This window comes from Pseudescherichia sp. L3, from assembly GCF_024656065.1.
Taxonomy (GTDB): Bacteria; Pseudomonadota; Gammaproteobacteria; order Enterobacterales; family Enterobacteriaceae; genus Pseudescherichia.
Genome location: NZ_JANKYC010000001.1, coordinates 1086656 through 1112536, shown reverse-complemented (window position 1 = coordinate 1112536; position 25881 = coordinate 1086656). Strand labels below are relative to the sequence as shown.

The 25881-nt window shown below is 55.7% G+C and carries 23 protein-coding genes and 2 pseudogenes; 17 read left to right on the top strand and 8 right to left on the bottom strand.

Features of this window, described 5'->3' with window-relative positions; translation table 11 throughout:
- Positions 1 to 155 precede the first annotated feature (155 nt).
- Together manA and NR795_RS05445 are read left to right on the top strand one after the other, a co-directional pair.
- Positions 156 to 1334, top strand: a complete 1179-nt coding sequence (gene manA, locus NR795_RS05450; protein WP_257757458.1) for a mannose-6-phosphate isomerase — start codon at positions 156 to 158, stop codon at positions 1332 to 1334.
- A 97-nt stretch (positions 1335 to 1431) separates the two neighbouring features.
- Complete coding sequence (locus tag NR795_RS05445; protein WP_257757457.1) at positions 1432 to 3111, top strand: YdgA family protein; 1680 nt, start codon at positions 1432 to 1434, stop codon at positions 3109 to 3111.
- A 24-nt stretch (positions 3112 to 3135) separates the two neighbouring features.
- On the opposite strand, the gene NR795_RS05440 is transcribed toward NR795_RS05445, so the two are convergent.
- Complete coding sequence (locus NR795_RS05440) at positions 3136 to 4164, bottom strand: Mal regulon transcriptional regulator MalI (RefSeq protein ID WP_257757456.1); 1029 nt, start codon at positions 4162 to 4164, stop codon at positions 3136 to 3138.
- Positions 4165 to 4337: 173 nt separating this feature from the next.
- On the opposite strand from NR795_RS05440, the gene malX reads away from it, so the two are divergent.
- Both malX and NR795_RS05430 read left to right on the top strand, forming a co-directional pair.
- Positions 4338 to 5930, top strand: coding sequence for a maltose/glucose-specific PTS transporter subunit IIBC (gene malX, locus NR795_RS05435; protein WP_144811785.1), 1593 nt, complete (start codon positions 4338 to 4340; stop codon positions 5928 to 5930).
- 11 nt (positions 5931 to 5941) lie between these two features.
- On the top strand, positions 5942 to 7114 hold the full coding sequence (locus NR795_RS05430; protein ID WP_257757453.1) for a MalY/PatB family protein: 1173 nt from the start codon (positions 5942 to 5944) through the stop codon (positions 7112 to 7114).
- A 154-nt stretch (positions 7115 to 7268) separates the two neighbouring features.
- Here the strand turns inward: NR795_RS05430 and NR795_RS05425 are convergent, their stop codons facing one another.
- Positions 7269 to 8018: an alpha/beta fold hydrolase gene (locus NR795_RS05425; protein WP_257757452.1), complete on the bottom strand. Its 750-nt coding sequence runs from the start codon at positions 8016 to 8018 to the stop codon at positions 7269 to 7271.
- Between the two features lie 148 nt (positions 8019 to 8166).
- Between NR795_RS05425 and NR795_RS05420 the strand changes: the two are divergent.
- Positions 8167 to 8445, top strand: a pseudogene (locus NR795_RS05420) (integrase); the annotation flags it as partial.
- Here the strand turns inward: NR795_RS05420 and NR795_RS05415 are convergent.
- Both NR795_RS05415 and NR795_RS05410 read right to left on the bottom strand, forming a co-directional pair.
- Positions 8443 to 8544, bottom strand: a pseudogene (locus tag NR795_RS05415) (EamA-like transporter family protein); the annotation flags it as partial. The pseudogenes NR795_RS05420 and NR795_RS05415 overlap by 3 nt on opposite strands.
- A 14-nt stretch (positions 8545 to 8558) precedes the next feature.
- Entirely contained in the window at positions 8559 to 9956 is a 1398-nt protein-coding gene (locus NR795_RS05410) for an amidohydrolase family protein (RefSeq protein WP_257757450.1), read from the bottom strand.
- Positions 9957 to 10089: 133 nt separating this feature from the next.
- On the opposite strand from NR795_RS05410, the gene NR795_RS05405 reads away from it, so the two are divergent.
- Positions 10090 to 10974 (top strand): LysR family transcriptional regulator, encoded by an 885-nt coding sequence (locus NR795_RS05405; protein ID WP_144811796.1) that lies wholly within the window; start codon positions 10090 to 10092, stop codon positions 10972 to 10974.
- A 100-nt stretch (positions 10975 to 11074) separates the two neighbouring features.
- On the opposite strand, the gene NR795_RS05400 is transcribed toward NR795_RS05405, so the two are convergent.
- Positions 11075 to 12019: a YncE family protein gene (locus NR795_RS05400; protein WP_257757442.1), complete on the bottom strand. Its 945-nt coding sequence runs from the start codon at positions 12017 to 12019 to the stop codon at positions 11075 to 11077.
- Positions 12020 to 12233: 214 nt separating this feature from the next.
- Between NR795_RS05400 and add the strand changes: the two genes are divergently transcribed.
- Positions 12234 to 13235: an adenosine deaminase gene (gene add, locus NR795_RS05395; protein ID WP_257757441.1), complete on the top strand. Its 1002-nt coding sequence runs from the start codon at positions 12234 to 12236 to the stop codon at positions 13233 to 13235.
- A gap of 46 nt (positions 13236 to 13281) precedes the next feature.
- Here the strand turns inward: add and NR795_RS05390 are convergent, their stop codons facing one another.
- Positions 13282 to 14322, bottom strand: coding sequence for an oxidoreductase (locus NR795_RS05390; RefSeq protein ID WP_257757440.1), 1041 nt, complete (start codon positions 14320 to 14322; stop codon positions 13282 to 13284).
- A 218-nt stretch (positions 14323 to 14540) separates the two neighbouring features.
- Here NR795_RS05390 and blr point away from each other — a divergent pair, with 218 nt between their 5' ends.
- The 10 genes from blr (at position 14541) to dtpA (ending at position 23597) form a co-directional block, all read left to right on the top strand.
- Complete coding sequence (blr, locus tag NR795_RS05385; protein WP_042393736.1) at positions 14541 to 14666, top strand: division septum protein Blr; 126 nt, start codon at positions 14541 to 14543, stop codon at positions 14664 to 14666.
- A 148-nt stretch (positions 14667 to 14814) separates the two neighbouring features.
- Positions 14815 to 15267, top strand: a complete 453-nt coding sequence (locus tag NR795_RS05380; RefSeq protein WP_144811807.1) for a DUF2569 domain-containing protein — start codon at positions 14815 to 14817, stop codon at positions 15265 to 15267.
- Between the two features lie 78 nt (positions 15268 to 15345).
- The gene (gene rsxA, locus NR795_RS05375; RefSeq protein WP_042393740.1) at positions 15346 to 15927 is read left to right on the top strand and encodes an electron transport complex subunit RsxA; all 582 of its coding nucleotides are present in this window, start codon (positions 15346 to 15348) and stop codon (positions 15925 to 15927) included.
- Positions 15927 to 16505, top strand: coding sequence for an electron transport complex subunit RsxB (rsxB, locus tag NR795_RS05370; RefSeq protein ID WP_042393745.1), 579 nt, complete (start codon positions 15927 to 15929; stop codon positions 16503 to 16505). Before rsxA ends, rsxB begins: the two co-directional genes overlap by 1 nt.
- Positions 16498 to 18483 (top strand): electron transport complex subunit RsxC, encoded by a 1986-nt coding sequence (gene rsxC / locus NR795_RS05365; RefSeq protein ID WP_257757438.1) that lies wholly within the window; start codon positions 16498 to 16500, stop codon positions 18481 to 18483. The genes rsxB and rsxC overlap by 8 nt, the downstream gene beginning before the upstream one ends.
- A complete protein-coding gene (gene rsxD / locus NR795_RS05360; RefSeq protein ID WP_257757437.1) occupies positions 18484 to 19536 on the top strand; it encodes an electron transport complex subunit RsxD in 1053 nt (350 codons plus the stop codon).
- A gap of 9 nt (positions 19537 to 19545) precedes the next feature.
- Positions 19546 to 20166 carry an electron transport complex subunit RsxG gene (rsxG, locus tag NR795_RS05355; RefSeq protein ID WP_144811815.1) on the top strand — a complete coding sequence of 207 codons (621 nt, stop codon included), beginning with the start codon at positions 19546 to 19548 and terminating at the stop codon, positions 20164 to 20166.
- Positions 20167 to 20169: 3 nt separating this feature from the next.
- Complete coding sequence (locus NR795_RS05350; protein WP_257757435.1) at positions 20170 to 20886, top strand: electron transport complex subunit E; 717 nt, start codon at positions 20170 to 20172, stop codon at positions 20884 to 20886.
- Positions 20886 to 21521, top strand: coding sequence for an endonuclease III (gene nth / locus NR795_RS05345; RefSeq protein ID WP_257757433.1), 636 nt, complete (start codon positions 20886 to 20888; stop codon positions 21519 to 21521). Before NR795_RS05350 ends, nth begins: the two co-directional genes overlap by 1 nt.
- A gap of 570 nt (positions 21522 to 22091) precedes the next feature.
- The gene (gene dtpA, locus NR795_RS05340; protein WP_144811823.1) at positions 22092 to 23597 is read left to right on the top strand and encodes a dipeptide/tripeptide permease DtpA; all 1506 of its coding nucleotides are present in this window, start codon (positions 22092 to 22094) and stop codon (positions 23595 to 23597) included.
- Positions 23598 to 23775: 178 nt separating this feature from the next.
- Here dtpA and tyrS read toward each other — a convergent pair whose 3' ends face one another.
- A complete protein-coding gene (gene tyrS, locus NR795_RS05335) occupies positions 23776 to 25050 on the bottom strand; it encodes a tyrosine--tRNA ligase (protein WP_144811827.1) in 1275 nt (424 codons plus the stop codon).
- Between the two features lie 125 nt (positions 25051 to 25175).
- Entirely contained in the window at positions 25176 to 25871 is a 696-nt protein-coding gene (gene pdxH, locus NR795_RS05330; RefSeq protein ID WP_222890398.1) for a pyridoxamine 5'-phosphate oxidase, read from the bottom strand.
- Between the last annotated feature and the right edge of the window lie 10 nt (positions 25872 to 25881).

The window sequence follows — 25881 nt, the reverse complement described above, 5'->3', positions numbered from 1 at the left end:
ACGTTCCGTTGCCCTGCTTAAAAGCGAGTCTGCATATCCTACACAATTTTTTAACAAAAACTGAGATAAGGACGACTTTTTAAGTTTAGTGATTACATACCATAGGTTTATTGGTTTAATACGCGCAGATCATTCAAACAGTGCAGGGCTTGATAATGCAAAAACTCATTAACTCAGTGCAGAACTATGCCTGGGGAAGTAAAAGTGCGTTAACGGAACTCTATGGGATCGCCAACCCCAACGGTCTGCCGATGGCAGAGCTGTGGATGGGCGCGCATCCCAGGAGCAGCTCAAAAATAGAGGACGCGTCTGGTCAGCCGCAGTCGCTGCGGGAGGTTATTGACCAGGATAAAACGGCGCTGCTGGGCCAGACGGTCGCGGAGCGCTTTGGTGAGCTGCCGTTCCTGTTTAAGGTACTGTGTGCCGACCAGCCGCTCTCTATTCAGGTTCACCCTAATAAGCAGGCCTCGGAAATCGGCTTTGCCAAAGAGAACGCGGCGGGCATTCCACTGGATGCGGCGGAACGCAACTATAAAGATCCTAACCATAAGCCCGAGCTGGTATTTGCCCTGACGCCGTTCCTGGCGATGAACGCCTTTCGCGAATTCAGCGATATCATCTCCCTGCTCCAGCCGGTGGCGGGTGCGCATCAGGCTATCGCCCACTTCCTGGCGCAGCCGGATGCCGACAGTTTAAGCCAGCTCTTTGCCAGCCTGCTCAATATGCAGGGCGAGGAGAAATCACACGCCCTGGCGGTGCTGAAGGCCACGCTGGCAAGCCAGCAGGGCGAGCCGTGGGAGACCATCCGCTTTATCTCTGAGTTCTACCCGGACGACAGCGGTCTCTTCTCCCCTCTGCTGCTTAACGTAGTTAAGCTCAACCCAGGCGAAGCGATGTTCCTGTTTGCTGAGACCCCGCATGCCTACCTGAAAGGCGTGGCGCTGGAGGTCATGGCTAACTCCGATAACGTTCTGCGCGCGGGCCTGACGCCTAAATACATCGATATTCCCGAGCTGGTGGCCAACGTTAAGTTTGTGCCAAAGCCTGCGGCAGAGTTGCTGACTGCGCCTGAACAGCGCGGTGCCGAGCTGGATTTCCCTATTCCGGTCGCCGACTTTGCTTTCTCCCTGCATGACCTCTCCACGTCGGTATCCACGCTTGCGCAGTCGAGCGCGGCGATCCTCTTCTGCGTTGAGGGCGAAGCCGTGCTGAGTAAAGGCGAACAGCAACTGGTGCTTAAGCCGGGCGAATCTGCCTTTGTCAGCGCTGAGGAGTCCCCCATTGAGGCGAGCGGCATTGGCCGCCTGGCCCGGGTGTACAATAAAGTGAACTAAGTACTGACCTTTTTGCACCTTATTGCTAAGCTTAGCAAGACCTTACGACTCTCCAGGCGGCCTCTTCCGCCTGGTTTCATTTTTAGGGATAATCGCTATGAAGAAAACGCTTGTCGCTGCGGGCATTATTGTTGCACTGGGCGTCGTCTGGACGGGAACCGCCTGGTACACGGGTAAACAGCTGGAAAAACATCTTGCCGATATGGTTGCGCAGGCCAACGCCGAGCTTAAGCGCAGTGCGCCGGGCGCAAACCTGGAGGTGTCCTCGCAGAACTACGAGCGTGGCATCTTCAAAAGTCATCTGCAGCTGCTGGTCAAACCGGTTGCAGGTGGAGAGAACGCCTGGCTGAAGCCTGGACAGAGCGTGGTACTGAACGAGACGGTGGATCACGGTCCGTTCCCCTTTGCGCAGCTTAAAACCTTTAATCTGATCCCGGCCATGGCCTCGGTGAAAACCACGCTGGTAAATAACGATGTCTCTAAGCCGCTGTTCGATATGGCCAAAGGCGAGTCGCCGGTAGAGGTAAATACCCGCATCGGCTATGGGGGTGATACCGGCTCCCACATCGCGTTCAAGCCGTTAAGCTATGAGAACGAGGGTGAAAAAGTTGCCTTCAGCGGCGGTGAGTTCCAGCTTGATGCCGATAAAGACGGCAACGCCATCTCCCTTAAGGGCGAGGCGCAGAGCGGTCTGGTTAACACCGTTAACGAGTATGGTCAGCATGTGCAGGTCACCTTCAACAATCTCAAAACCGACGGCGACAGCAAGCGCGCGCAGTTTGATGAGCATCTGGGCAACCAGAAGCTGAGCGTTGAGAAACTGGCCGTTGCCGTGGAAAACAAAGAGATCGCGGTGATGGAAGGCACGGAGGTGACGGTCAAAAACGATCTCGTCAACGACGGCAAAAACATCAACAGCCAGGTCGACTATTCGGTTAACAGCCTGAAGATCCAGAGTCAGGATATGGGCAGCGGCAAGCTGACCGTTAAGTTCGGTCAGATTGACGGCCAGGCATGGCACCAGTTCCGCCAGCAGTACAATGCGCAAAACCAGGCCCTGCTCTCTCAGCCTGATGTCATGAAAGACCCGGCCCTCTATCAACAAAAATCCACCGAGGCGTTCTTTGGCGCCCTGCCGATGCTGTTAAAAGGTGAGCCGGTGATCACCGTTGCCCCACTGAGCTGGAAAAACAGCAAAGGCGAGACAACGTTTAACCTGTCGCTGTTCATGAAGGATCCGGCGGCTACCCCTGCTGCCCCGGCACCACAGACCCTGGCGCAAGAGGTCGATCGCAGCGTGAAGTCGCTGGAGAGCAAGCTGACCATTCCAATGGATATGGCCACCGAGTTTATGACTCAGATTGCTAAGTTGCAGGGCTACCAGCAGGCGGATGCCGAAAAACTGGCGAACCAGCAGGTGAAAGGCCTCGCGGCGATGGGCCAGATGTTCCGCATCACCACGGTGGCGGATAACACCATCAGCACCAGCCTGCAATATGCTAACGGCCAGATCGTCCTGAATGGGCAGAAGATGAGCCTCGATGAGTTTGTCGGCATGTTTGGTATGCCTGAGCTGGGCATTCCTCAGGCGGCTCCTGCGCCAGCCCCGGCTCCTGCTCCACAGGTAGCACCGGAAGCTGCTCCGGCTCCTGCTCCACAGGCGGCACCGGAAGCTGCCCCGGCGCCTGCCCCGCAGGCGGCCCCCGAAGCTGCTCCAGCGCCTGCCCCGCAGGCGGCACCGGAAGCGACGCCACCGGCAGCTGTGCCTCAGCAGTAATCCCCAGGCCCCTCTCTGGAGGGGCTATTTTTTGACAATGAGTCGGGCCTTGAGGGTCTGGCTGCGAGCAAGACTGTCTTCCTTGGCAATACGCTGCATGACCCGTTCCGCCAGGGTATAGCCCATCTCTCGGGCAGGCGTCGTCACCCAGATAATCGGTAGTTCATCCAGCGCGCTCTCAGCGACGTCCGCAAAGGCGGCGAGCGTCACCTGCTGCTCAAAGTAGCTATCCATCCCTGCCTCACCGCTCTGCCGACCGGCCCGCATTAGGCCGAACCAGGCCCCCCGGGCGATGATGTCGTTGTAACAGACCACTGCGCTGATGGTGGGATTATGCCGTAGCAGCGCAGCGACTGCTTCAGCGCTCTGCTTCTGGCTGGTGTCGCACTCCACGACCCAGTCGCTGTGAAAAGGTAAGCCATATTTCAACAGGGTAGCGCAGTAGCCGCCTACTCTCTCTGCGCGCGTCAGCGAGGCACTGTTGCCCCCCAGCCAGGCAATACGCTGATGGCCACGCTGAATCAGATACTCGGTGAGCATCTGGGCCGCCTGCATGTTGTCGGGCCTGACGCAGTCAGCATCGTCAAGATAGCTGGCGCGAGAAGCAAACACGAGCGGAATGCCCTGCTCTGCGGCACACGTCTGCAGCTCACCGCTTACCCCCGCGCCGCCAGCGATGACGACGCCGTCCACCCCCTGTGCCAACAGGGTGTTAAAGCGCTGGAGGAGTTGCTCGCCGCCGTCGCCACCGTGCAGGAGAAACACCATCCGCCCCTGAGCTTCAAGCGCCTCGGTAAGCCCTGCCGTAAGTTCGGCATAAAACGGTGAAGAGAGGTTGCGTACGATCAGGCCAATCACGCCGCTCTGCCCGCCGCGCAGCACGGAAGCCTGGCGGTTGCGGACAAAGCCCAGTCGCTCGATAGTTTGGTTGACGCGCTCGCCGGTTGCCGTAGAGATACGGCCCTTGCCGCTGAGCACCAACGAAACGGTGCTAACGGAAACCCCGGCCGCGACGGCCACATCGTTAATGGTTATTTTTTTTGACGTCATCATAAAAAAACAAATCCCTGGTACTGGCGTAGATAAAACGATTTATCTATATGACATATTTATACACTGAGTTATCGCTCAGCATTGTGATTTATAGCGCATAAAATTTAGGTAAAACGTTTTATCTTTCCTGCACAACAACCTCATCTGCATCTCTTTTCGACAAGGAGTCGTTTATGACGACGAAAGCCGTACAGAAAATTACGCTGTGGGAATTTTTCCAGCAGTTGGGCAAAACCTTCATGCTGCCCGTGGCGTTACTCTCCTTTTGCGGGATCATGTTAGGCATCGGCAGCTCGCTAAGTAGCCGTGACGTTATGACCCTCATCCCTGTATTGGGCAATCCGGTGTTGCAGGCTATCTTCATCTGGATGAGTAAAATCGGCTCCTTCGCCTTTAGTTTTCTGCCGGTGATGTTCTGCATCGCTATTCCGCTGGGGCTGGCGCGTGAGAATAAAGGCATCGCTGCCTTTGCCGGTTTCGTCGGCTATGCGGTGATGAACCTGGCCGTTAACTTCTGGCTGACGGCAAAAGGTATTCTGCCGACCACCGATGCAGCGCTGCTGAAGGCCTACAATATTCAGAGCGTGCTGGGGATCCAGTCTATCGATACCGGGATCCTCGGCGCGGTCATCGCCGGGGTTATTGTCTGGCTGCTGCATGAACGTTTTCACACTATCAGGCTGCCTGACGCGCTCGCATTTTTTGGCGGCACCCGCTTCGTGCCGATTATTACCACCGTGGCAATGGGGCTGGTTGGCCTGGTGATCCCACTCATCTGGCCTGTCTTCGCCATGGGGATCCGTGGCCTGGGCCAGATCATTAACAGCGCAGGTGATTTTGGCCCGATGATCTTCGGCACCGGTGAGCGACTGCTGCTGCCGTTTGGCTTGCAGCATATTCTGGTTGCCCTGATCCGTTTCACCGACGCAGGCGGCACCCAGGAGGTATGTGGCCATACCGTTAGCGGCGCGCTGACCATCTTCCAGGCCCAGCTAAGCTGCCCGACCACCCACGGGTTTTCTGAAAGCGCCACGCGTTTCCTCTCTCAGGGAAAAATGCCCGCCTTCCTGGGTGGCCTGCCCGGCGCGGCGCTGGCGATGTACCACTGCGCCCGCCCGGAGAATCGGCATAAAATTAAGGGGCTGCTGATTTCCGGCCTGATTGCCTGCGTTGTCGGCGGCACCACGGAACCGTTAGAGTTTCTGTTCCTGTTCGTCGCCCCGGTGCTCTACCTTATTCACGCCCTGCTCACCGGCCTCGGCTTTACGGTCATGGCCGTGCTCGGCGTCACCATCGGCAACACTGACGGCAACGTGATTGATTTTGTGGTCTTTGGCATCCTGCACGGCCTGGCGACCAAGTGGTATCTCGTGCCGGTAGTGGCCGCCGTCTGGTTTGCGGTGTACTACATCATCTTCCGCTTCGCTATCCTGCATTTTAATTTGAAAACGCCGGGTCGGGATATCGAAACGGCCAGCACCGTCGAGAAGACGATGGCAGGCGCGCTGGGACGCTCGGGCTATAACGTTCCGGCTATCCTCGCCGCGCTGGGCGGCAGTGAAAATATTGTCAGCCTTGATAACTGCATCACCCGCCTGCGGCTGTCCGTTAATGATATGTCGCAGGTGAATGTGCAGGCGCTGAAGGACAATCGCGCCATCGGCGTGGTCCAGCTTAACCAGCACAACTTACAGGTGGTGATTGGGCCGCAGGTCCAGTCGGTAAAAGATGAGATGGAAGCCCTGATGAACTCGGTGCAGGCATAAAGGATAAGGCTATGTTTGATTTTTCAACGGCGATCGATCGGCATGGAACATGGTGTACGCAGTGGGACTACGTGGCCGATCGCTTTGGCGTGGCCGACCTGCTGCCCTTCACCATTTCAGATATGGATTTTGCGACCGCCCCCTGCATTCTTGACGCCATCCAGCAGCGGCTGGCGCACGGCGTGCTGGGCTACAGCCGCTGGAAGAATGACGATTTCCTTGGTGCGGTTTGCCACTGGTACGGGACCCGCTTTGCCACCGAGATCGACCCTGCGACTATTGTCTACGGGCCGTCGGTGATCTACATGGCCTCGGAGCTGATCCGCCAGTGGTCCGCGCCGGGAGACGCTGTCGCCATCCACACCCCGGCCTACGATGCGTTTTATAAAGCCATTGAGGGAAACCAGCGTCGCGTGCTAAGCGTGCCGCTGGAAAAAACCGCTACCGGCTGGGTCAGCGACGTAGCGGCTTTGGAGGCTGTGCTCGCTCTGCCGGACACGAAAATTCTGCTGCTGTGCAGCCCGCATAATCCCACGGGTAAAGTGTGGACGCGGGAAGAGCTGGAGGCGATGTCCATGCTCTGCGAACGGCATGGCGTCAGGGTGATTAGCGACGAGATCCATATGGATATGGTGTGGGGTAAAAAGAAACACACGCCCTGGTGTCAGGTGGGACGAGGCGAGTGGGCACTGCTCACCTCTGGGTCGAAAAGCTTCAATATTCCGGCCCTGACCGGCGCGTACGGTATCATCAGCGACGCGCGACGCCGTGACGACTACCTTGCCGCGCTCAAGGGCCGGGACGGTCTCTCATCCCCGGCGGTACTTTCGCTCTGCGCACATATCGCCGCCTACCGGGAGGGTGCGTCCTGGCTGGATGCGCTTCGCACCTACCTGCAGGGTAATATGACGACCATCGCCAGCCAGCTAAATCAGGCGTTTCCGCAACTTCACTGGCAACCACCCGAAGCAAGCTATCTGGCATGGATCGATCTGCGCCCGCTTAACCTCGACGATCGTGCGTTGCAGGATGTCCTTATCCACCAGCAGAAAGTAGCGATTATGCCCGGATACACCTACGGCCCGGAAGGCAGTGGGTTTGTCCGCCTGAATGCGGGCTGCCCAAGGGAGAAGCTGGACCAGGGCATTGGTAGATTGATTGCAGGGATCCATTCTCTCTTATAACTTAAGCCAGGCAAGGCAAATTCACCTCCAGGCTAACAAGGCCTGCATTGACGTCCGCTTTGTGCCATGAACAGCCCCTCCGTTATCGCCCGGCTCTGAGTATGGTGTTGGGCGCACAAAGCTGCGAAACTCAATTGAGTGCTGAATTTTACTGCTACTCACCGACAAAATTTGACAGTGCAAGAGAAAGATAACCCGGTTGTTCCCATGACATGCAATGACCACAATCATTAAGGATTACCGTTGAAATCCCTGACTTGACTAAATAATCGACATCGTCGTCTGGTAACGACCATTCACCGAAGATCAGCTGTTTACGCACTGGCAATTTAATAAATTGCTCAAGCCAGTCACCGCCTGCTATCAGACTTGAAGCACCTCGCCAGACCGCCCAAGGGGCATCAACTGCGAGGCTTCCCGCCCAGGGGCCTGATTCGTTTTCAATCATTTGTTTCCAGTGTTTGTTTATGAACTCTTCTTCACTGTGACTGCATATCTGCCGACTGAAAAAACCGCCCCCGGGCCTGAAATTAGGTTCAGATACCACAAGTCCCTCCACGCGATTTGTGATTAAGCCTGCCGCTTCAATACAGATACTCCCCCCCATACTGTGCCCGTAAATAAAACATTTGTTCAGCCCTAAATACCCGACTAACTCTGCCACCACACTGGCCTGGTCAGTGATTGAATAGCTGTAATCACGAGGTTTTTCACTGTAGCCACACCCTGGCAAATCTATAAGAATCGCACGTCTTTTATTGAAACGAGGGTCTGTGGCGATAAGTGGATATTCGTACGAAGAAGCACACCCTAGTCCGTGCACAAATATCAGGGGTGTTCCGCTGCCGGGCAGATCCTGCCAGCGGACGAGACAATTTGCAGTGGATGAAAAGAAAGATTCCATAGAGTTATCAATACTGGCTGAGTTTAAAGACGTCAGTATCTTTGCATTGAAGCCCGCAGACAAGGCTCAGATGTATAGGTTTCTGTTATTTACTGACCATCGATGGTCGTGTTTAGACCTGATCCCTTTTAATGAATACACGACTAAGCAAGCAAAAGTACGCGATTTAGCTTTGTTTAACATGGCTCTGGACAGTAAACTTCGGGGCTGTGATCTGGTTAAGCTAAAAGTGTCTGATGTGGCCTGCGGGCACTCTGTTTCGGGCAGAGCGACAGTGCTACAGCAAAAAACGGGAAGCCCCGTTCAGTTTCAACTGACTAAGGGAACCAGAGAGGCTGTAGCAGCGTGAATCAAAATGGCTCATCTACGTAGTAGCGACTATCTGTTCCAGTCCCGCGTCGGTTCTTCACGACATATCTCAACCCGGATCACCCCCCAGCCCCCGGGCCAGCTGGCTGTCCGGGGTCGTCTGCAGAGTGATCCCGAGACCAGCGGCAAAAGCGATAACGTAATACATCATGTTCATACGTTTCATACCTGTCAGTGTGTCTGCGCCGGCGGCAGGAAGGTCTCTGCAAAAATGTCAGGTTCATACCCGGCGGCGGAAAACAGATGCGCTCGAGATTCATCAATTGCTGCGCGAAGACGTGTGCTGTCCACGCCCACAACTTTGCCGTGCTGCTTAACGGTGCGTCCGCCGATCATGACGGTATCGATGTTGCTTCTCTCCGTTGCATGCACCACGGTGCCAAAGGCATTCCCGTTCGGGTAGAGGTTTATTTCGCCGGCGTTAATCAGGATAAGGTCTGCCTGTTTGCCTGGTGTCAGGCTGCCAATTTTGTCCTGCAGCCCTGCACAGGTAGCGCCATCGACAGTCGCGGCTTTAAGGAGCTGCGCTGCCGGCAGCGTTTTCAGTGAGTGGGCTGAATCGCAGCAGTGCTGCTGGTGCATGCCCATTACTCTTTGCAGGTAAAAGGCCACACGCATTTCCATAAACATGTCGGTACTGTACGACGTTTCGTTATCAACGCTCAGGCCCGGGCTGATGCCATGACGCTGCGCAGCCTCAATGGCAAACATCCCGCTTTCGATGCCATAGTGCGAATCGGAACGGGGGCAGACGTTCACCCGTACACCGGCTTTGCGCAGGATGTCCCATCCCTCATCAGGCAACGCCGTGCAGTGATTGAAAATATTGTCCGGACCCAGCAGCCCCTGCTGATACAACGATTCAAGTTCAGACCCCATCTCAGCACCAAAGAATTCGGTGACTATTGGCAGCCCCAGTCTGCGAGCCTCGGCCCACAACTCCGGCTCAAGCTGGGCCATGACCGCGAGAGAGACGAGGCTTTCAGGGTTGTTGGTGAAATACTTCTCCTGCAGACGCTGCCAGTTTCCCGGCCAGTGCGCTTTATCCCATTCGCCTGCAACGGGTGCTCCGGAGGCGTGAATGGCACGAATGCCCGAATCCAGCAGCGCCTCTACGGCGGCGTCAGAGTGTGCAGCGGTGCGACTGTTGTGCGAATTATCAATGACCGTGGTGATACCCGCATCAATTGCGCCCAGGGCAGTAAGCAGGTTACCCACATAGATATCGGCAGGGCGATAATATTTGGCGAAAGAGAAATGCGTGGCGTTGCTGTAGTCATCCAGACAGGTTGCATTAGGGTTGATACGGCGCAGCTGACCTTCCCATGAGTGACGATGTGAATCCACCATTCCCGGCATGGCAATCATGTTCGTGGCATCTATCACGTGGGCATCCTGCGCGTCCACGTTCTGACCCACGGCAGTGATGGTTGAACCACGAATAAGGATGTCGCCGTGCTCAATGTTGCCCACGCTGTCATCCATGCTCAGGATCGTTGCGCCCCGAATCAATGTTAATGGTGGGTTTACAATCTGGTTATTCACAATATTTCTGATGTAATCGGTCATCTGAACAGCCTCTTTCTTAGCAATCTGAAAAACGATACGTCACTCGATTAAAGTGAAAAAGGTGCTTAAATGGTTTTCATAATTCATAATTCACGAATAATAATCTTCACTGACTATCGGCTGAGAGGAAGAAATGGATCGCATTCAGGCTATGCAGGTCTTTTTACGCGTGGCTGAAGCCGGGAGCTTCGTACGGGCAGCAGAAACGCTTTCACTGCCCTCTTCGACGGTGACCAGCACGATAAAAAGTCTTGAAAAGTATTTGCAGGTTCGCCTGCTTAACCGGACAACGAGGCGGGTCAGCCTTACTCCTGAAGGTATGCAGTATCTCGGTGAGTGCAGGGAAATACTTTCCTTAATCGAACATGCAGAATCCGGACTGAAGGATTCCGGAAGGCGGCCCCAGGGACGTTTACGTGTTGATATGCCGGGTGGAGTAGCCCATTTCATCGTTATGCCAAAACTCAAAGATTTTTACCGGCTCTATCCGGATATCTACCTGATGATTGGGGTAAGCGACAGACAGGTAAATCTCGTCCAGGAGGGGGTTGACTGCGTGATCAGAACGGGAGATCTAAATAACTCTACGCTTGTGGCTCGCCCACTTGGCCGGTTTCGGTGGATCACCTGCGCCTCTCCTGACTATCTCAAAGAGTATGGTATTCCTGAAACGCCGGATGATTTGTCAGAGCATCGGGCCATCCACTATTTTTCCGGTTCGGCCAGGCGCTCAAATGAACTGCATTTTGTCCGTGACAGTGAAACTCAGTCTTTACCAGTGAATGGAGATGGTGCTGTTAATGAAACGGGGCTCTATATAAAAATGTGTCTTGAAGGTTTTGGGCTGGCGCAGCTTGCTGAGAATATTGTGTCTGAACATCTGCAGAAGGGGACGCTGGTCGAAGTTCTGGCCGACTGGCAGCCGCCTTCAGTCCCAGTTACCTTGCTGTACCCGCATCAACGCTTCCTTTCTCCCACGGTGCGCGCATTTGCGGACTGGATAGCCGACATCATTTGATATTGCCGCTACAATGTTTGAATGTCCGCATTATAACTTTCCGGATCACTACTCAGCCCCTCTTCTGAGGGGCTATTTATTTGCGATAGTGGCGCGGTGCTTAGGCAGTGACTTGCATATATCGGCCAATGCCATTGATAGAGAGCATGCCGGTAATTTTCACTGTCGGTGAATCCATAACCATAACAGGCGTGGGTTGAGGGCCATCTGCTTCATATGCCATAGCGTATACGCTACTATCGTCGGGACTCACGCCCACCGAGCTAACGGAAAAAAGTAGCTGAACAGAATCAATTACCTCTGCGCTGGCAAGATCAACGGTATAAACACCTGACGCAAACATCCCAACATATAAATAGAGTTCGCTGGCTGAGAGAGCGAGAGCGCGTGGACTGTCATCTAATACAATATGCTTTATCTCTTTTGTCGCTGTATCAACGGCCGCGATGGAGTTTCCATCTTGATTAGCGACATAAAGGGTTGTGCCCTCTTGAGATAAAACGATATCCATTGGCGTACGTCCTACAAATAGCGCATCCGTAACTAAAGCGCTTTCAACATCGATAATGCCTATCTGATCGGTACTGTAGAGCGCAACATAAACCGTTTTACCATCAGGCGAAACCGTTACGCCTCGGGCGTGGCCGGGAAGCGCGATCCCTGGTAACCTTAAATTATTAACAGTATCAATTATTTCAAGGGTTTTAGTAAGATCGCCCGTTACATAAAGTCTGGTTTCATCAGGACTTAACGCCACCTGAAAAGGCGTTATCAATCCACCCTCTGCATTTATAGTCGTAACAGAGCCGGTGACTGTCTGCGTTACTAAATCAACGATAATAATTTGATCGTTAAGGCTGTCTGTAATCCACGCAATAGTATTATTTTTGTTAACGGCGAATCCTTCTGGAGTCATCATCGGGCCAAGGTCTATACTGATAATCTCCTGCCCGGTTAATAAGTCCGTACCTGAAAAATAGCCATGCCCGCCGGTTAATGCGCAGGTTGCCCATAAAACACCTGATGTAGATAGAGTATTGTTCATATTCCCACCTTGATAATATAATTAAATAAATATGTTATGAATAGTTAACTCATTAACGCAGCTTATTTTTATCTGGAAACAATACACACAGTTTCTCTTAATCAAGAAATGGCGGGCAAAAAACAGTCAAATTTATCTGGGCGGTGACTATTTTGGGAAGTGTGGTGAACTGCTGTATAATCAATTGCACTTTATCTAAAAAAAGAGTGCAACCATGATTGACGCTAATCTCCCTTTGACCGACATTCACCGCCACCTTGACGGCAACATCCGGGCGCAAACCATTCTTGACCTTGGCCGTGAGTTTTCTCTTACCCTGCCCGCCGACTCGCTTGAATCGCTGCGTCCGCACGTCCAGGTGACCGCTAACGAACCGGATCTGGTGAGCTTCCTGGCAAAACTGGACTGGGGCGTCAAGGTGCTGGCCTCGCTGGAGGCCTGCCGTCGCGTGGCGTTTGAGAACATGGAAGATGCCGCACGTAACGGGCTGCACTATGTTGAGCTGCGCTTCTCCCCCCGCTATATGGCAATGACCCATGGCCTGCCGGTCGCGGGCGTCGTTGAAGCGGTCATTGAGGGCGTGCGTCAGGGCAGTGAGGCCTTTAACGTCCAGGCGCGTCTGATCGGTATTCTGAGCCGCACCTTTGGCGAGGACGCCTGCGTTGAGGAGTTGGAGGCGCTGCTGGCCCACCGCGATGCCATCACCGGGCTGGATTTAGCTGGCGATGAACTGGGCTTTCCCGGCAGCCTGTTCCTGACCCACTTTAACCGTGGCCGCGACGCGGGCTGGCACATTACCGTTCACGCCGGTGAAGCGGCCGGGCCTGAGAGCATCTGGCAGGCGATTCGCGAGCTGGGCGCGGAGCGTATCGGCCATGGCGTTAAGGCTATTGAGGATCGGGCCCTGATGGATTTCCTCGCCGAGCAGCGCATCGGCATTGAGTCCTGTCTGACCTCCAACATCCAGACCAGTACCGTCGCATCGCTGGAGGCGCATCCGCTGAAAACCTTCCTTGAGTACGGTATTCTGGCGACAATTAATACCGACGATCCGGCAGTTCAGGGCGTAGATATTATTCATGAATATCGCGTGGCGGCCCCGCAGGCAGGCCTGAGCCAGGCGCAGATTCGTCAGGCACAAATTAACGGTCTTGAGGTGTCGTTCCTGAGCGCGGCAGAGAAACAGGCGTTAAAAGATAGCCTGCGCACCGCGTAAAATAGTGCCGCCCGGATGGGCGGCACACTGGTTATATCAGGCAGCGTTACGCCAGGCAGAGCGTCGAACGATGTTTGGCTGACTCCATGCCTAACTCGATCAGCTCCATAATCTGAATCGCCTGGCTGGCAGGAACCGGGTTTTCGCCCACGCCGTTCAGCGCATCACGAATACCGGCATAGTAGGCAGGATAGTTCCCCGGTACGGTGAGCCAGCTCTCCTCGACCACCTCTTCCCCCTGCACGCGAGTCAACACGCCGTCGCGCATATCATAGCCCCAGTCCTCCTGCGGCAGACGCTCGCCGTTTTTCAGCCGCTCCTCCTGCGGGTCGAGTCCATACTTGACGTAGCTCCCCCGGGTACCATGCACGATATAGCGCGCCGACTCCGCCGCCGCCAGCAGCGTTCCATGCAGCACCACTCGGCGCTGAGGATAGCTCAGTACCGCATGGAAATAGTCCGTGGCCTGTGCACCCGGGCGCAGCTGGGCCAGATCGACAGTTAAACTCACCGGCAGGCCAAACATATTTACCGCCTGGTCGAGCAGATGCGGACCCAGGTCGTACCAGATGCCACTGCCCGGGCCGGCCAGCTCGCGCCAGCGGTTACGTACCTGCGGGCGGAAGCGATCGAAATGTGACTCAAAATAGGTGACTTCACCCAGCGCGCCGTCGGCCAGCAGCGCCTTGAGCGTCAGGAAATCACTGTCCCAGCGGCGGTTGTGGAACACCGAAAGCACGCGCCCCAGCGATTTCGCCAGCGCATCCAGCTCACGGGCCTGTGACAGTGTCACGGTAAAGGGTTTATCCACCACTACATGCTTGCCCGCCTCCAGCGCTGCCTTGGCCAGCGGGAAGTGGGTATCGTTGGGCGTCGGGATGACAATCAGATCGAGAGTGGGATCGTTGAAAAGATGTTTAGGTTCAGAGACGACCGGCACCGTTGGCCAGTCCGCCTTCACTTTCGCCTCATCGCTGCTGGAGATCGCGGCCAGTTCCATGCCCGAGGTGCCGTCAATCAGCGGGGCGTGAAATGTCTTGCTGGCGTAACCGTAGCCAATTAAACCGACCCGAATTTTATCATTCATCGTGCTGCCTCTCATCAGTGCGTGGGGATATTTCAATCCTCAACAAAGTTGTCACAATAATACGTAGTTTATAACTTATCTAAAACATCCTGTAGCACACTTTAACGTTCCAATTGCGAATAGGCCGAAAATATGGTTTGTTACTTGCTGAGGCTTTTTTGCGTCGATACTATGCCATTTCTATATACAGGGAGAAATAGAAAAGTATGTCTGGAATAATGAACCGAATCATTGAATTAGCTGGGTGGGTTGTGCTTGGCGTGAGTGCCATACTGCTGGGGGTTGCCAGCCATATTGATAACTACCAGCCGCCGGAACCTGCCGCTACCGTTCAGGCAAAATAGTGTCCACCCGCGTTATTCTTAAACGCTTGCCGCTGCGCTCATTTGTCGCCGAGTGCGGTAGGAAATAGCGCGGGTAGCATTCGCTGTATAATGCTTTATACTCTCGCCCTGCAAAAGAGACTGAGCCACGCCAGGGGGAGATAACAATATGACCGCAACGCCTGCTGAACGCCCCGCTGAACGCATCGGAGGATGGTTGCTGGCCCCGCTCGCGTGGCTGCTGGTCTCCTTGCTGGGAACGCTGCTGGTGGTAGCACGCTTTGTTGCTGTGCTGCTGACGCCTGAGATGGCCGCCGTACTGAATGGCCAAATCGCCGGAGATAAAGCGCTGTGGTATACCTCGTTTATCTTTGCTGTCGCCATGGGCGGTTACACCCTGTGGCTGACCGTCGCGTTCTTTAAACGCCGTCGGCTGGTGCCGAAGCACTATATTATCTGGCTGCTGGTCACCATTCTGCTCGCGCTGAAGGCGTTTGCGTTTTCGCCGGTGTCGGATACCCTGGCGCTGCGCCAGCTGCTGTTTCCGCTGCTGGCTGCCGCCCTGATCGTGCCCTATTTCAAGCGATCGCAGCGGGTCAAGAAGACCTTCGTAAACCCGTAAATAACCCTATTCGTTGTACTGTTGTCGCCCGAATCGATTTATCCGATAATAGGCGGCTACTTTTTTTCAGGCTGAATAATGACTGATTACCTGTTGCTGTTTGTCGGAACCGTACTGGTTAACAACTTCGTGCTGGTTAAGTTCCTGGGCCTCTGTCCGTTTATGGGGGTCTCCAAAAAGCTGGAGACTGCTATGGGGATGGGGCTGGCGACGACCTTTGTGCTCACGCTGGCCTCTATTTGCGCATGGCTGATCGACACCTTTGTTCTTATTCCGCTCGATCTCATCTATCTGCGCACCCTGGCCTTTATTCTGGTCATCGCCGTCGTGGTGCAGTTCACCGAGATGGTGGTCCGCAAAACCAGCCCGGCGCTCTATCGCCTGCTGGGGATCTTCCTGCCGCTCATCACCACTAACTGTGCGGTGCTGGGCGTGGCGCTGTTGAATATCAACCTCGGCCATAACTTTTTACAGTCGGCGCTCTACGGTTTTTCCGCTGCCGTCGGCTTCTCGCTGGTGATGGTTCTGTTTGCCGCTATTCGCGAACGTCTGGCGGTGGCGGATGTACCGGCACCGTTTCGCGGTAACGCCATCGCGCTGATTACCGCGGGTTTAATGTCTCTGGCCTTTATGGGCTTTAGTGGTCTGGTGAAGCTGTAATGTCTGCTATCTGGATAGCCATTGCGGCCCTGAGCGTGCTCGGGCTGATCTTTGGCCTTATTCTCGGCTACGCCTCGCGCCGTTTTGCGGTGGAGGACGATCCGGTCGTCGAAAAAATTGATAACCTGCTGCCGCAAAGCCAGTGCGGCCAGTGCGGCTACCCCGGCTGTCGCCCCTATGCCGAGGCTGTAGGCAGCCAGGGCGAGAAGATCAACCGCTGTGCGCCTGGCGGCGAAGCGGTGATGCTTAAAATCGCCACGCTGTTAAACGTCGATCCGCAGCCAATTGGTGACGATGCCGAAGCCGCTGAGCCGGTACGTATGCTGGCGGTTATTGATGAACCAAACTGCATTGGCTGCACCAAGTGCATCCAGGCCTGTCCGGTTGACGCCATTGTCGGTGCCACCCGCGCCATGCACACGGTCATCAGCGATCTCTGCACCGGCTGTAATCTCTGTGTTGCTCCGTGCCCGACGCAGTGTATCGACCTGCGTCCTGTTGCGACAACGACTGAAAGCTGGAAATGGGATCTGCAAACCATTCCGGTACGCATTATTCCAGTGGAACAACATGCTTAAGTTATTCTCCGCGTTTAAAAAAGATAAGCTCTGGGATTTCAACGGTGGCATCCATCCGCCGGAGATGAAAACTCAGTCAAACGGTACGCCTCTGCGCCAGCTTCCGCTGGCGGGGCGTTTCGTCATTCCTTTGAAGCAGCACATTGGCGCTGAGGGCGAGCTATGCGTGGCCGTGGGCGATCGCGTTCTGCGCGGCCAGCCGCTGACCCACGGTCGCGGACGTATGCTGCCGGTACACGCCCCTACTTCGGGGACGGTAGTGGCGATTGCCCCCCACTCAACCGCGCACCCGTCGGCGCTGGCCGAGCTGAGCGTCATTATTGATGCTGACGGCGAAGACCGCTGGATTGAGCGCGACGGCTGGAGCGACTATCGCTCCCGTTCCCGTGCCGAACTGATTGAACGTATCCACCAGTTTGGCGTAGCGGGCCTCGGCGGTGCAGGCTTCCCGACCGGTAATAAACTGCTGGGCGGCGGGGATAAAATTGAAACCCTCATCATTAACGCCGCAGAGTGCGAGCCTTATATCACCGCTGACGATCGCCTGATGCAGGACTGCGCCGCGCAGATCGTCGAGGGCATCCGTATCCTTGCGCATATTCTTCAGCCGCGCCAGGTACTGATCGGCATCGAAGATAACAAGCCGCAGGCTATTTCAATGCTGCGTGCGGTGCTGGCGAATGCGCATGACATCATGCTGCGTGTGATCCCCACTAAATACCCCTCCGGCGGCGCAAAACAGCTCACGCAGATCCTCACCGGCAAGCAGGTTCCGCACGGCGGCCGTTCGTCGGACATCGGCGTACTGATGCAAAACGTGGGAACCGCCTTTGCCGTTAAACGGGCGGTTGTTGATGGCGAACCCCTGACCGAGCGCGTCGTGACCCTGACCGGCGAAGCCGTTGCGCAGCCGGGTAACGTCTGGGCGCGCCTGGGCACGCCCGTGCGCCACCTGCTTGATGCAGCCGGTTTTTGCCCCTCCGGCGAGCAGCTGGTAATTATGGGCGGGCCGCTGATGGGCTTTACCCTGCCGTGGCTGGACGTGCCGGTGGTCAAAATTACTAACTGCCTGCTGGCCCCATCGGCCAGCGAAATGGGCGAGACCCAGGAAGAGAAAGGCTGCATTCGCTGCAGTGCCTGCGCCGATGCCTGCCCGGCGGATCTGCTCCCGCAGCAGCTCTACTGGTTCAGTAAAGGTCAGCAGCACGATAAAGCTACCGCCCACAATCTGGCGGACTGCATCGAGTGCGGGGCCTGCGCCTGGGTCTGCCCAAGCAATATTCCGCTGGTGCAGTATTTTCGCCAGGAGAAGGCCGAGATCTACGCTATCGCCCAGGAAGAGAAGCGCGCCGCCGAGGCGAAAATCCGTTTTGAAGCGCGTCAGGCCCGGCTGGAGCGCGAGAAAGCGGCACGACTTGAGCGTCATAAGAAGTCCGCTGCCCAACCCGCTGCCAAAGATAAGGATGCGGTGAATGCCGCCCTGGCCCGTGTACGTGAGAAACAGCAGCGCGCCGCCCAGCCGGTGGTGGTTCAGGCCGGTGCCGAGCCGGACAATAGCGCAGTGATTGCCGCTCGCGAAGCCCGCAAGGCCGAGGCCCGCGCCCGTCAGGCAGAGAAAGCCCAACAGCCAGCCGCAGAGACAGCAGCCGAGCCCGTCGATCCGCGTAAAGCCGCCGTCGAGGCCGCTATCGCCCGTGCGAAAGCGCGTAAAGCGGCTCAGACAGCCGCTCCGGAAGCCGCGCCTGAACCCGCAGTCGCTGAGCCGGCCGCCGCGGTCGACCCGCGTAAAGCCGCCGTTGACGCTGCCATCGCCCGCGCCAAAGCGCGTAAAGCACAGCAGCAGGCTGCCGAGAAGGTCGTCAATAAAATAGTAGATACCCCAGCGGCCAATGACGATCCGCGTAAAGCGGCCGTCGCTGCGGCAATTGCCAGGGCTCAGGCTAAAAAAGCCGCAAAACAGGCCGTTAACGAGGAATAGATGGTTTTTCGAATCGCAAGCTCCCCCTATACGCACAATCAGCGCCAGACATCACGGATTATGATGCTGGTTCTGCTCGCGGCCCTGCCCGGTATCGCCGTGCAGACGTGGTTCTTTGGCTGGGGAACGCTGGTGCAGATCGTACTGGCAGGCATCAGCGCCCTCGTCGCTGAAGGGTTGGTTCTTACGCTACGTAAACAAAATGCAGGTGCCATCCTCAAAGATAACTCTGCTCTGCTTACCGGCCTGCTGCTGGCGATCAGTATTCCGCCGTTCGCCCCCTGGTGGATGGTGGTTCTGGGTACCGTTTTTGCCGTGATTATTGCCAAGCAGCTCTACGGCGGCCTTGGGCATAATCCCTTTAACCCGGCGATGATCGGTTATGTGGTACTGCTGATCTCCTTCCCGGTGCAGATGACCAGCTGGCTACCGCCGCATGAGATTGCCGCCAACGTGCCTGGCTTTATGGACGCGCTTCAGGTTATTTTTACCGGCCACAGCGCGGGCGGTGCCAACATGGATACCCTGCGGATGGGCATCGACGGGGTTAGCCAGGCCACTCCGCTGGACACCTTTAAAACGTCGCTGCATGCAGGACACAGCGTCGACCAGATTATGCAGTACCCCATCTACAGCGGCGTGCTGGCGGGCGCAGGCTGGCAGTGGGTCAACCTTGCCTATCTGCTCGGCGGGGCGTTCCTGCTGGGGAAAGGTGCTATCCGCTGGCATATTCCGGTTAGCTTCCTTGTGACGCTGGCCTTCTGCGCCACGCTGGGCTGGCTGTTCTCGCCTGAGAGCCTGGCCTCGCCGGCGCTGCATCTCTTCTCTGGTGCGACCATGCTGGGGGCGTTCTTTATCCTCACCGATCCGGTCACCGCCTCGACGACCAACAAAGGCCGCCTGATCTTTGGCGCATTGACCGGGGTGCTGGTGTGGCTGATCCGCAGCTTTGGCGGCTACCCGGACGGCGTGGCATTTGCGGTGCTGCTGGCAAATATCACCGTGCCGTTAATTGACTACTACACGCGTCCGCGCGCGTATGGCCATCGCTGAGGAGCAGCCATGTTAAAGACGATGCAGAAACACGGCGTAACCCTGGCCCTTTTCGCCGCCTGCTCTACCGGCCTGACGGCGGCCATCGCCCAGCTGACCAAATCGACCATTGCCGAACAGGCTGCGATTCAGCAGAAGGCGCTGTTCGACCAGGTAGTACCGGACAATATCTATAATAACGATCTTAGCCAGAGCTGTTTTCTGGTAAACGCCCCGGAGCTGGGCAAGGGCGAACGGCGGATCTATATCGCCCGCCAGGATGACAAACCCGTGGCGGCGGTGCTGGAAACCACGGCCCCGGACGGGTACTCCGGCGCTATTCAGCTGCTGGTTGGCGCGGATTTTAACGGCACGGTGCTGGGGACGCGGGTCACCGAGCATCATGAGACGCCGGGGCTGGGCGACAAGATCGAACTGCGCCTCTCCAACTGGATCACCTCCTTCAGCGGCAAGACCATTGCCGGTGCGTCTGACAGCCACTGGGCGGTGAAGAAGGACGGCGGCGATTTTGACCAGTTTACCGGCGCGACGATCACCCCCAGGGCGGTAGTGAACGCCGTTAAGCGTGCTGGCCTGTATGCACAAACCCTACCCGCCCAGCTTAATTCCTTACCCTCTTGCGGAGAGTAGACCATGAGCGAAATTAAAGACGTTATTGTTCAGGGGCTGTGGAAAAATAACTCGGCGCTGGTACAGCTGCTGGGGATGTGTCCACTGCTGGCAGTAACTTCTACCGCCACTAACGCCCTGGGCCTCGGGCTAGCGACGACGCTGGTGCTGACCTTAACTAACCTGACCATCTCCGCCCTACGCCGCTGGACGCCCTCGGAGATCCGTATTCCGATCTACGTCATGATCATCGCTTCGGTGGTGAGCGCGGTGCAGATGCTGATCAACGCCTATGCCTTTGGTCTCTATCAGTCGCTGGGGATCTTTATCCCGCTGATCGTCACCAACTGCATTGTGGTAGGCCGCGCGGAAGCCTTTGCAGCGAAAAAAGGTCCGGCGCTCTCGGCCCTGGACGGCTTTTCCATCGGCATGGGGGCCACCTGCGCCATGTTCGTACTCGGCTCCCTGCGCGAAGTGCTGGGTAACGGCACGCTGTTTGACGGCGCGGATGGTCTGCTGGGCAGCTGGGCGAAGGTGTTACGCATTGAGGTATTTCATACCGATTCGCCCTTCCTGCTGGCGATGCTCCCTCCAGGCGCGTTTATTGGCTTGGGCATGATGCTGGCAGTGAAGTACCTGATCGATGAGCGGACTAAAAAACGCCAGGCGGCAGCAGACGTAGCTTCACCTGCCGTCGATACCGCTAATGTAGACACCTCTGCCACGCCCGGGAAGGCCTGATGAACAAAGTAAAACGCCTGGAGATTTTGACCCGTCTTCGGGATAACAACCCGCACCCCACCACCGAGCTGAACTTTAACTCGCCGTTTGAGCTGCTGATTGCGGTTCTGCTCTCGGCCCAGGCCACCGACGTCAGCGTCAATAAGGCAACGGCAAAGCTCTACCCTGTGGCCAACACGCCAGAGGCGATGCTCTCCCTTGGCGTGGAGGGGGTGAAGTCCTATATCAAAACCATCGGCCTGTTTAACAGCAAGGCCGAGAACGTCATTAAAACCTGCCGGATCCTGCTGGAGCAGCACGACGGCGAGGTGCCAGAGGATCGCGCTGCGCTAGAGGCACTGCCCGGCGTTGGACGCAAGACCGCCAACGTGGTACTGAACACCGCCTTTGGCTGGCCGACTATTGCCGTCGATACGCATATTTTTCGCGTCTGTAATCGAACGCAGTTCGCTCCGGGTAAGAACGTTGAGCAAGTGGAAGAGAAGCTGCTGAAGGTCGTACCGACGGAGTTCAAGGTCGACTGCCACCACTGGCTGATCCTGCATGGCCGCTATACCTGCATCGCCCGTAAACCCCGCTGCGGCTCCTGCATTATCGAGGATCTGTGCGAGTACCGTGACAAAGTTTACGCGTAGTTTTCTCCCTCGCTGCTTCTCCTTCTTATAACGCCAGCTTATGTTTTCACGCTCCTGCAAAGCGTGATAAAACTCGGCTGGTTATTACTTTTTAAGGTTAATCGTTTTTTTAATACAAAAAATTTCTATACATTTGTGATAGAGATCACTCTACCCGCCTCAGGTTAAAAAAATGTTTAAATGATTAGCCTGGCACCTGTACCAGACTGCATCCCATAAGCAATCAGCGGTAGATTAAACCACCGTTTTTAGCAATAGTGGGCCATTACGCTGCTTATAGCGCAGAATAGCAGAACATATCGCCATAACCCCTGCTGCGCCGGTTTTATTTAGTGGAAAAAACTATCAAAATGCTAAAGCCGAAATTTAACGCTGAATAACATTCTTCCAACTGGCGCTTTATACCGACCTGTTTATATGTAACAGATTATTACAAAGGTATTGCCTCAGCGTGCTGGATAGGGAACATTACCCGCCGTTTCCCCTCCCTTATAACTATAAGCTCGATGGACTCTGGCCATTGCGCACTGAACACCCCCGTTAATATGGGATGTAAAAAAAGAGGTATATGTGTCGACTGCAAACAACAAACCAACTGAGAGCGTCAGCCTGAACGCTTTCAAACAGCCCAAGGCGTTTTACCTGATCTTCTCCATTGAACTGTGGGAGCGTTTCGGTTTCTACGGCCTGCAAGGGATCATGGCGGTATATCTGGTGAAACAGCTGGGTATGTCAGAATCCGACTCGATTACGCTGTTCTCCTCCTTCAGCGCCCTGGTATATGGCCTGGTGGCCATCGGCGGCTGGCTGGGTGATAAGATCCTCGGGACCAAACGCGTGATCCTGCTGGGCGCGATTGTGCTGGCGATCGGCTATGCACTGGTAGCCTGGTCCGGCCATGATGCGGCTGTTGTCTATATGGGTATGGCGACCATTGCGGTAGGTAACGGTCTGTTCAAGGCGAACCCCTCTTCGCTGCTCTCTACCTGCTATGCGAAGGACGATCCGCGTCTTGATGGCGCTTTCACCATGTACTACATGTCCATCAACATCGGCTCGTTCTTCTCTATGCTGGCGACCCCATGGCTGGCGGCGAAGTTTGGCTGGAGCGTGGCCTTCTCGCTGAGCGTGGTCGGGATGCTGATCACCGTCGTAAACTTTTTATTCTGTAAGCGCTGGGTTAAACAGTACGGCTCGAAGCCAGACTTTGAACCGCTGCGCGTTGGTAGCCTGCTGGCCACCATCGCTGGCGTTGTCGTCCTGATCGCTGCTGCAACCTGGCTGCTGCACAACCAGGGCATCGCCCGTATGGTACTGGCGGTTGTGGCGCTGGGTATCGTGATCATCTTTGCCAAAGAGACCTTCTCGATGCATGGCGCGGCGCGTCGTAAGATGATCGTGGCCTTCATTCTGATGCTGCAGGCGATTGTGTTCTTCGTTCTCTACAGCCAGATGCCAACCTCACTGAACTTCTTTGCCATTCGTAACGTTGAGCACTCTATTCTGGGTATCGCCTTCGAGCCAGAGCAGTACCAGGCCCTGAACCCGTTCTGGATCATTATTGGTAGCCCGATTCTGGCCGCTATCTATACCAAAATGGGCGACACGCTGCCGATGCCGTTTAAGTTCGCCTTCGGGATGGTGCTCTGCTCAGCCGCGTTCCTGATCCTGCCGCTGGGGGCTAAATTTGCCAGCGACGCCGGGATTGTCTCTGTGAGCTGGCTGATCGCGAGCTACGCCTTCCAGAGCATCGGTGAACTGATGATCTCCGGCCTTGGTCTGGCGATGGTAGCCCAGCTGGTTCCACAGCGTCTGATGGGCTTTATCATGGGTAGTTGGTTCCTGACCACCGCCGGGGCAAACCTGATTGCGGGCTACGTGGCTAACATGATGGCTATCCCGGAAAATGTGACCGATCCGCTGATGTCACTGGACATCTATGGCCGCGTGTTCCTGCAGATTGGTATGGTGACTGCCGTTATTGCGGTGCTGATGCTGCTCACCGCATCAAAGCTGAACCGCATGACGCAGATGGATGAGAAAGAGTTAGCCGAGTCTCAAACAGCCTCCGCGTAACGGTACTGGGAAACGCAAGCCAACAAAAAAGCCGCTGAGAAATCAGCGGCTTTTTTTATTGATGCTGCAACGCCGGGCGCGACGATGCATCTCTTTTCCGGATAGCGAGGATATTCTTCATTTTCTTACCCGGACATAAAAATAAGGGAGTGATTTCTCACTCCCTGTGTTTAGTGCATTACTTCCAGCAGATCAGACAGTAATTTTTCTTACCACGACGCAGCAGCGTATAGCGCCCAAACAGGCGGTCGCTGTCGGTAAAGGTATATTCTGCGTCGGACTGTTTTTCACCGTTGACGGTGACCGCGTTAGAGGCGATGGTCTTGCGAGCCTGGCCACGAGACGGCTGAAGATCAGAATCCACCAGCGCCTGCATCAGATCCGCGCCCTTCTCCATTTCAACCATCGGCACGCCATCCTGGGCCAGCTGCTCGAAGTCAGCCTCGCTCAGATCGCTCAGGGTACCGTTGAACAGGCTGGCGGTGATGCGTTTCGCCGCCTCCAGCCCCTCTTCGCCGTGTACCAGACGGGTCACCTGCTCAGCCAGCACGTACTGGGCGCGCGGCGCTTTACCACTGTTCTTATCTTCCTCTTCCAGAGCGTTGATCTCCGCGATATCCATAAAGGTAAAGAACTTCAGGAAGCGGTAAACGTCAGCATCGGCAGTGTTGATCCAGAACTGGTAGAACTTATACGGGCTGGTTTTCTTCGGATCCAGCCAGACCGCGCCACCCTCGGTTTTACCAAACTTAGTGCCGTCGGCTTTGGTGATCAGCGGAACGGTCAGACCAAAGACCTGGTTCTGATGCAGACGACGGGTCAAGTCGATACCGGAGGTGATGTTACCCCACTGATCGGAACCGCCAATCTGCAGTGCCACGCCGTGCAGCTCGTTCAGGCAGGCAAAATCGTAGCCCTGCAGCAGGTTATAGGAGAACTCGGTAAAAGAGATGCCCTGATCGTCACGGTTCAGACGCTGCTTCACCGCCTCTTTGTTGATCATCTGGTTTACAGAGAAGTGCTTCCCGATATCGCGCAGGAAGGTCAGCACGTTCATGCCGCCAAACCAGTCGTAGTTGTTTGCCGCGATGGCCGAGTTGTCACCGCAGTCAAAGTCGAGGAAAGGCGCAACCTGTTTGCGGATCTTATCCACCCACTCCTGGACAGTGTCTTCCGTGTTAAGTTTACGCTCGGCGGCTTTAAAGCTCGGATCGCCAATCAGGCCCGTTGCGCCACCCACCAGCGCCACAGGCTTATGGCCTGCCTGCTGGAAGCGTTTCAGGCATAACAATGGAACCAGATGCCCCAAATGCAAGCTGTCAGCGGTGGGATCGAAGCCGCAATAGAGCGCGATCGGGCCTTGCGCCAGTCGCTCTGCTAACGCATTTTCGTCCGTCACCTGGGCCACGAGCCCCCGCTCTTGCAATTGTTTAATCAAGTTACCGCTTGCCATCAAATTCTCCATGTATCTAACGCTGCACCTCTGCCGGTACACGACTTTTCGCTCGTTACGAAAGAGGGATAGAATAAAGCGCAGGAACCCGGAGTACCAGCGCTTAAATCAACATTTTTCAGCCATTAAGGCGCGAGACGATCGATTTTCCAGCCGCTGTTTTCACGCTGGTATAAAAAACGATCGTGAAGGCGGTGCTGCCCCCCCTGCCAGAACTCCATCTGATCGATGCTGACACGGAATCCGCCCCAGAAGCTCGGCAGCGGGACTTCGCCCTGCTGAAACTTCTGCTTAAGCTCAAGGAACTTGCTTTCGAGGACTCCACGGGCAGAGATGCGGCTGGACTGCTGTGAGACCCATGCGCCAATCTGGCTGTCGCGTGGGCGGCTGTGGAAATACTTCACGACTTCCAGCGTCGAAAGACGCTCTGCTTTGCCAATGACCATGACCTGGCGTTCCAGCATGTGCCAGGGAAACAGCAGGCTGATCTGCGGGTTATTTTCAATATGGTGCGCCTTGCGGCTGCCGAGGTTGGTATAGAACACCAGCCCCTTTTCATCATAGTGTTTGAGCAGAACGATACGCTGGTAAGGCTGCCCCTTCTCATCCACCGTCGCCACCACCATCGCCGTGGGATCGGCAAGACGGGCCTCGCAGGCCTGGGCAAGCCAGCGTTCAAAAAGGTCTAGCGGCTGGGCAGGAAGATCGGTGCGGCGCAGGCCGCCTTTGATGTACTCGCGACGCAGGTGTGCAATGTGCTGCAGCTCGCTGTTATTGGCATCATTGTTGGCTGAGGTGTTGTCTGAATTGTTGTCTGACATGGCGTTCGCT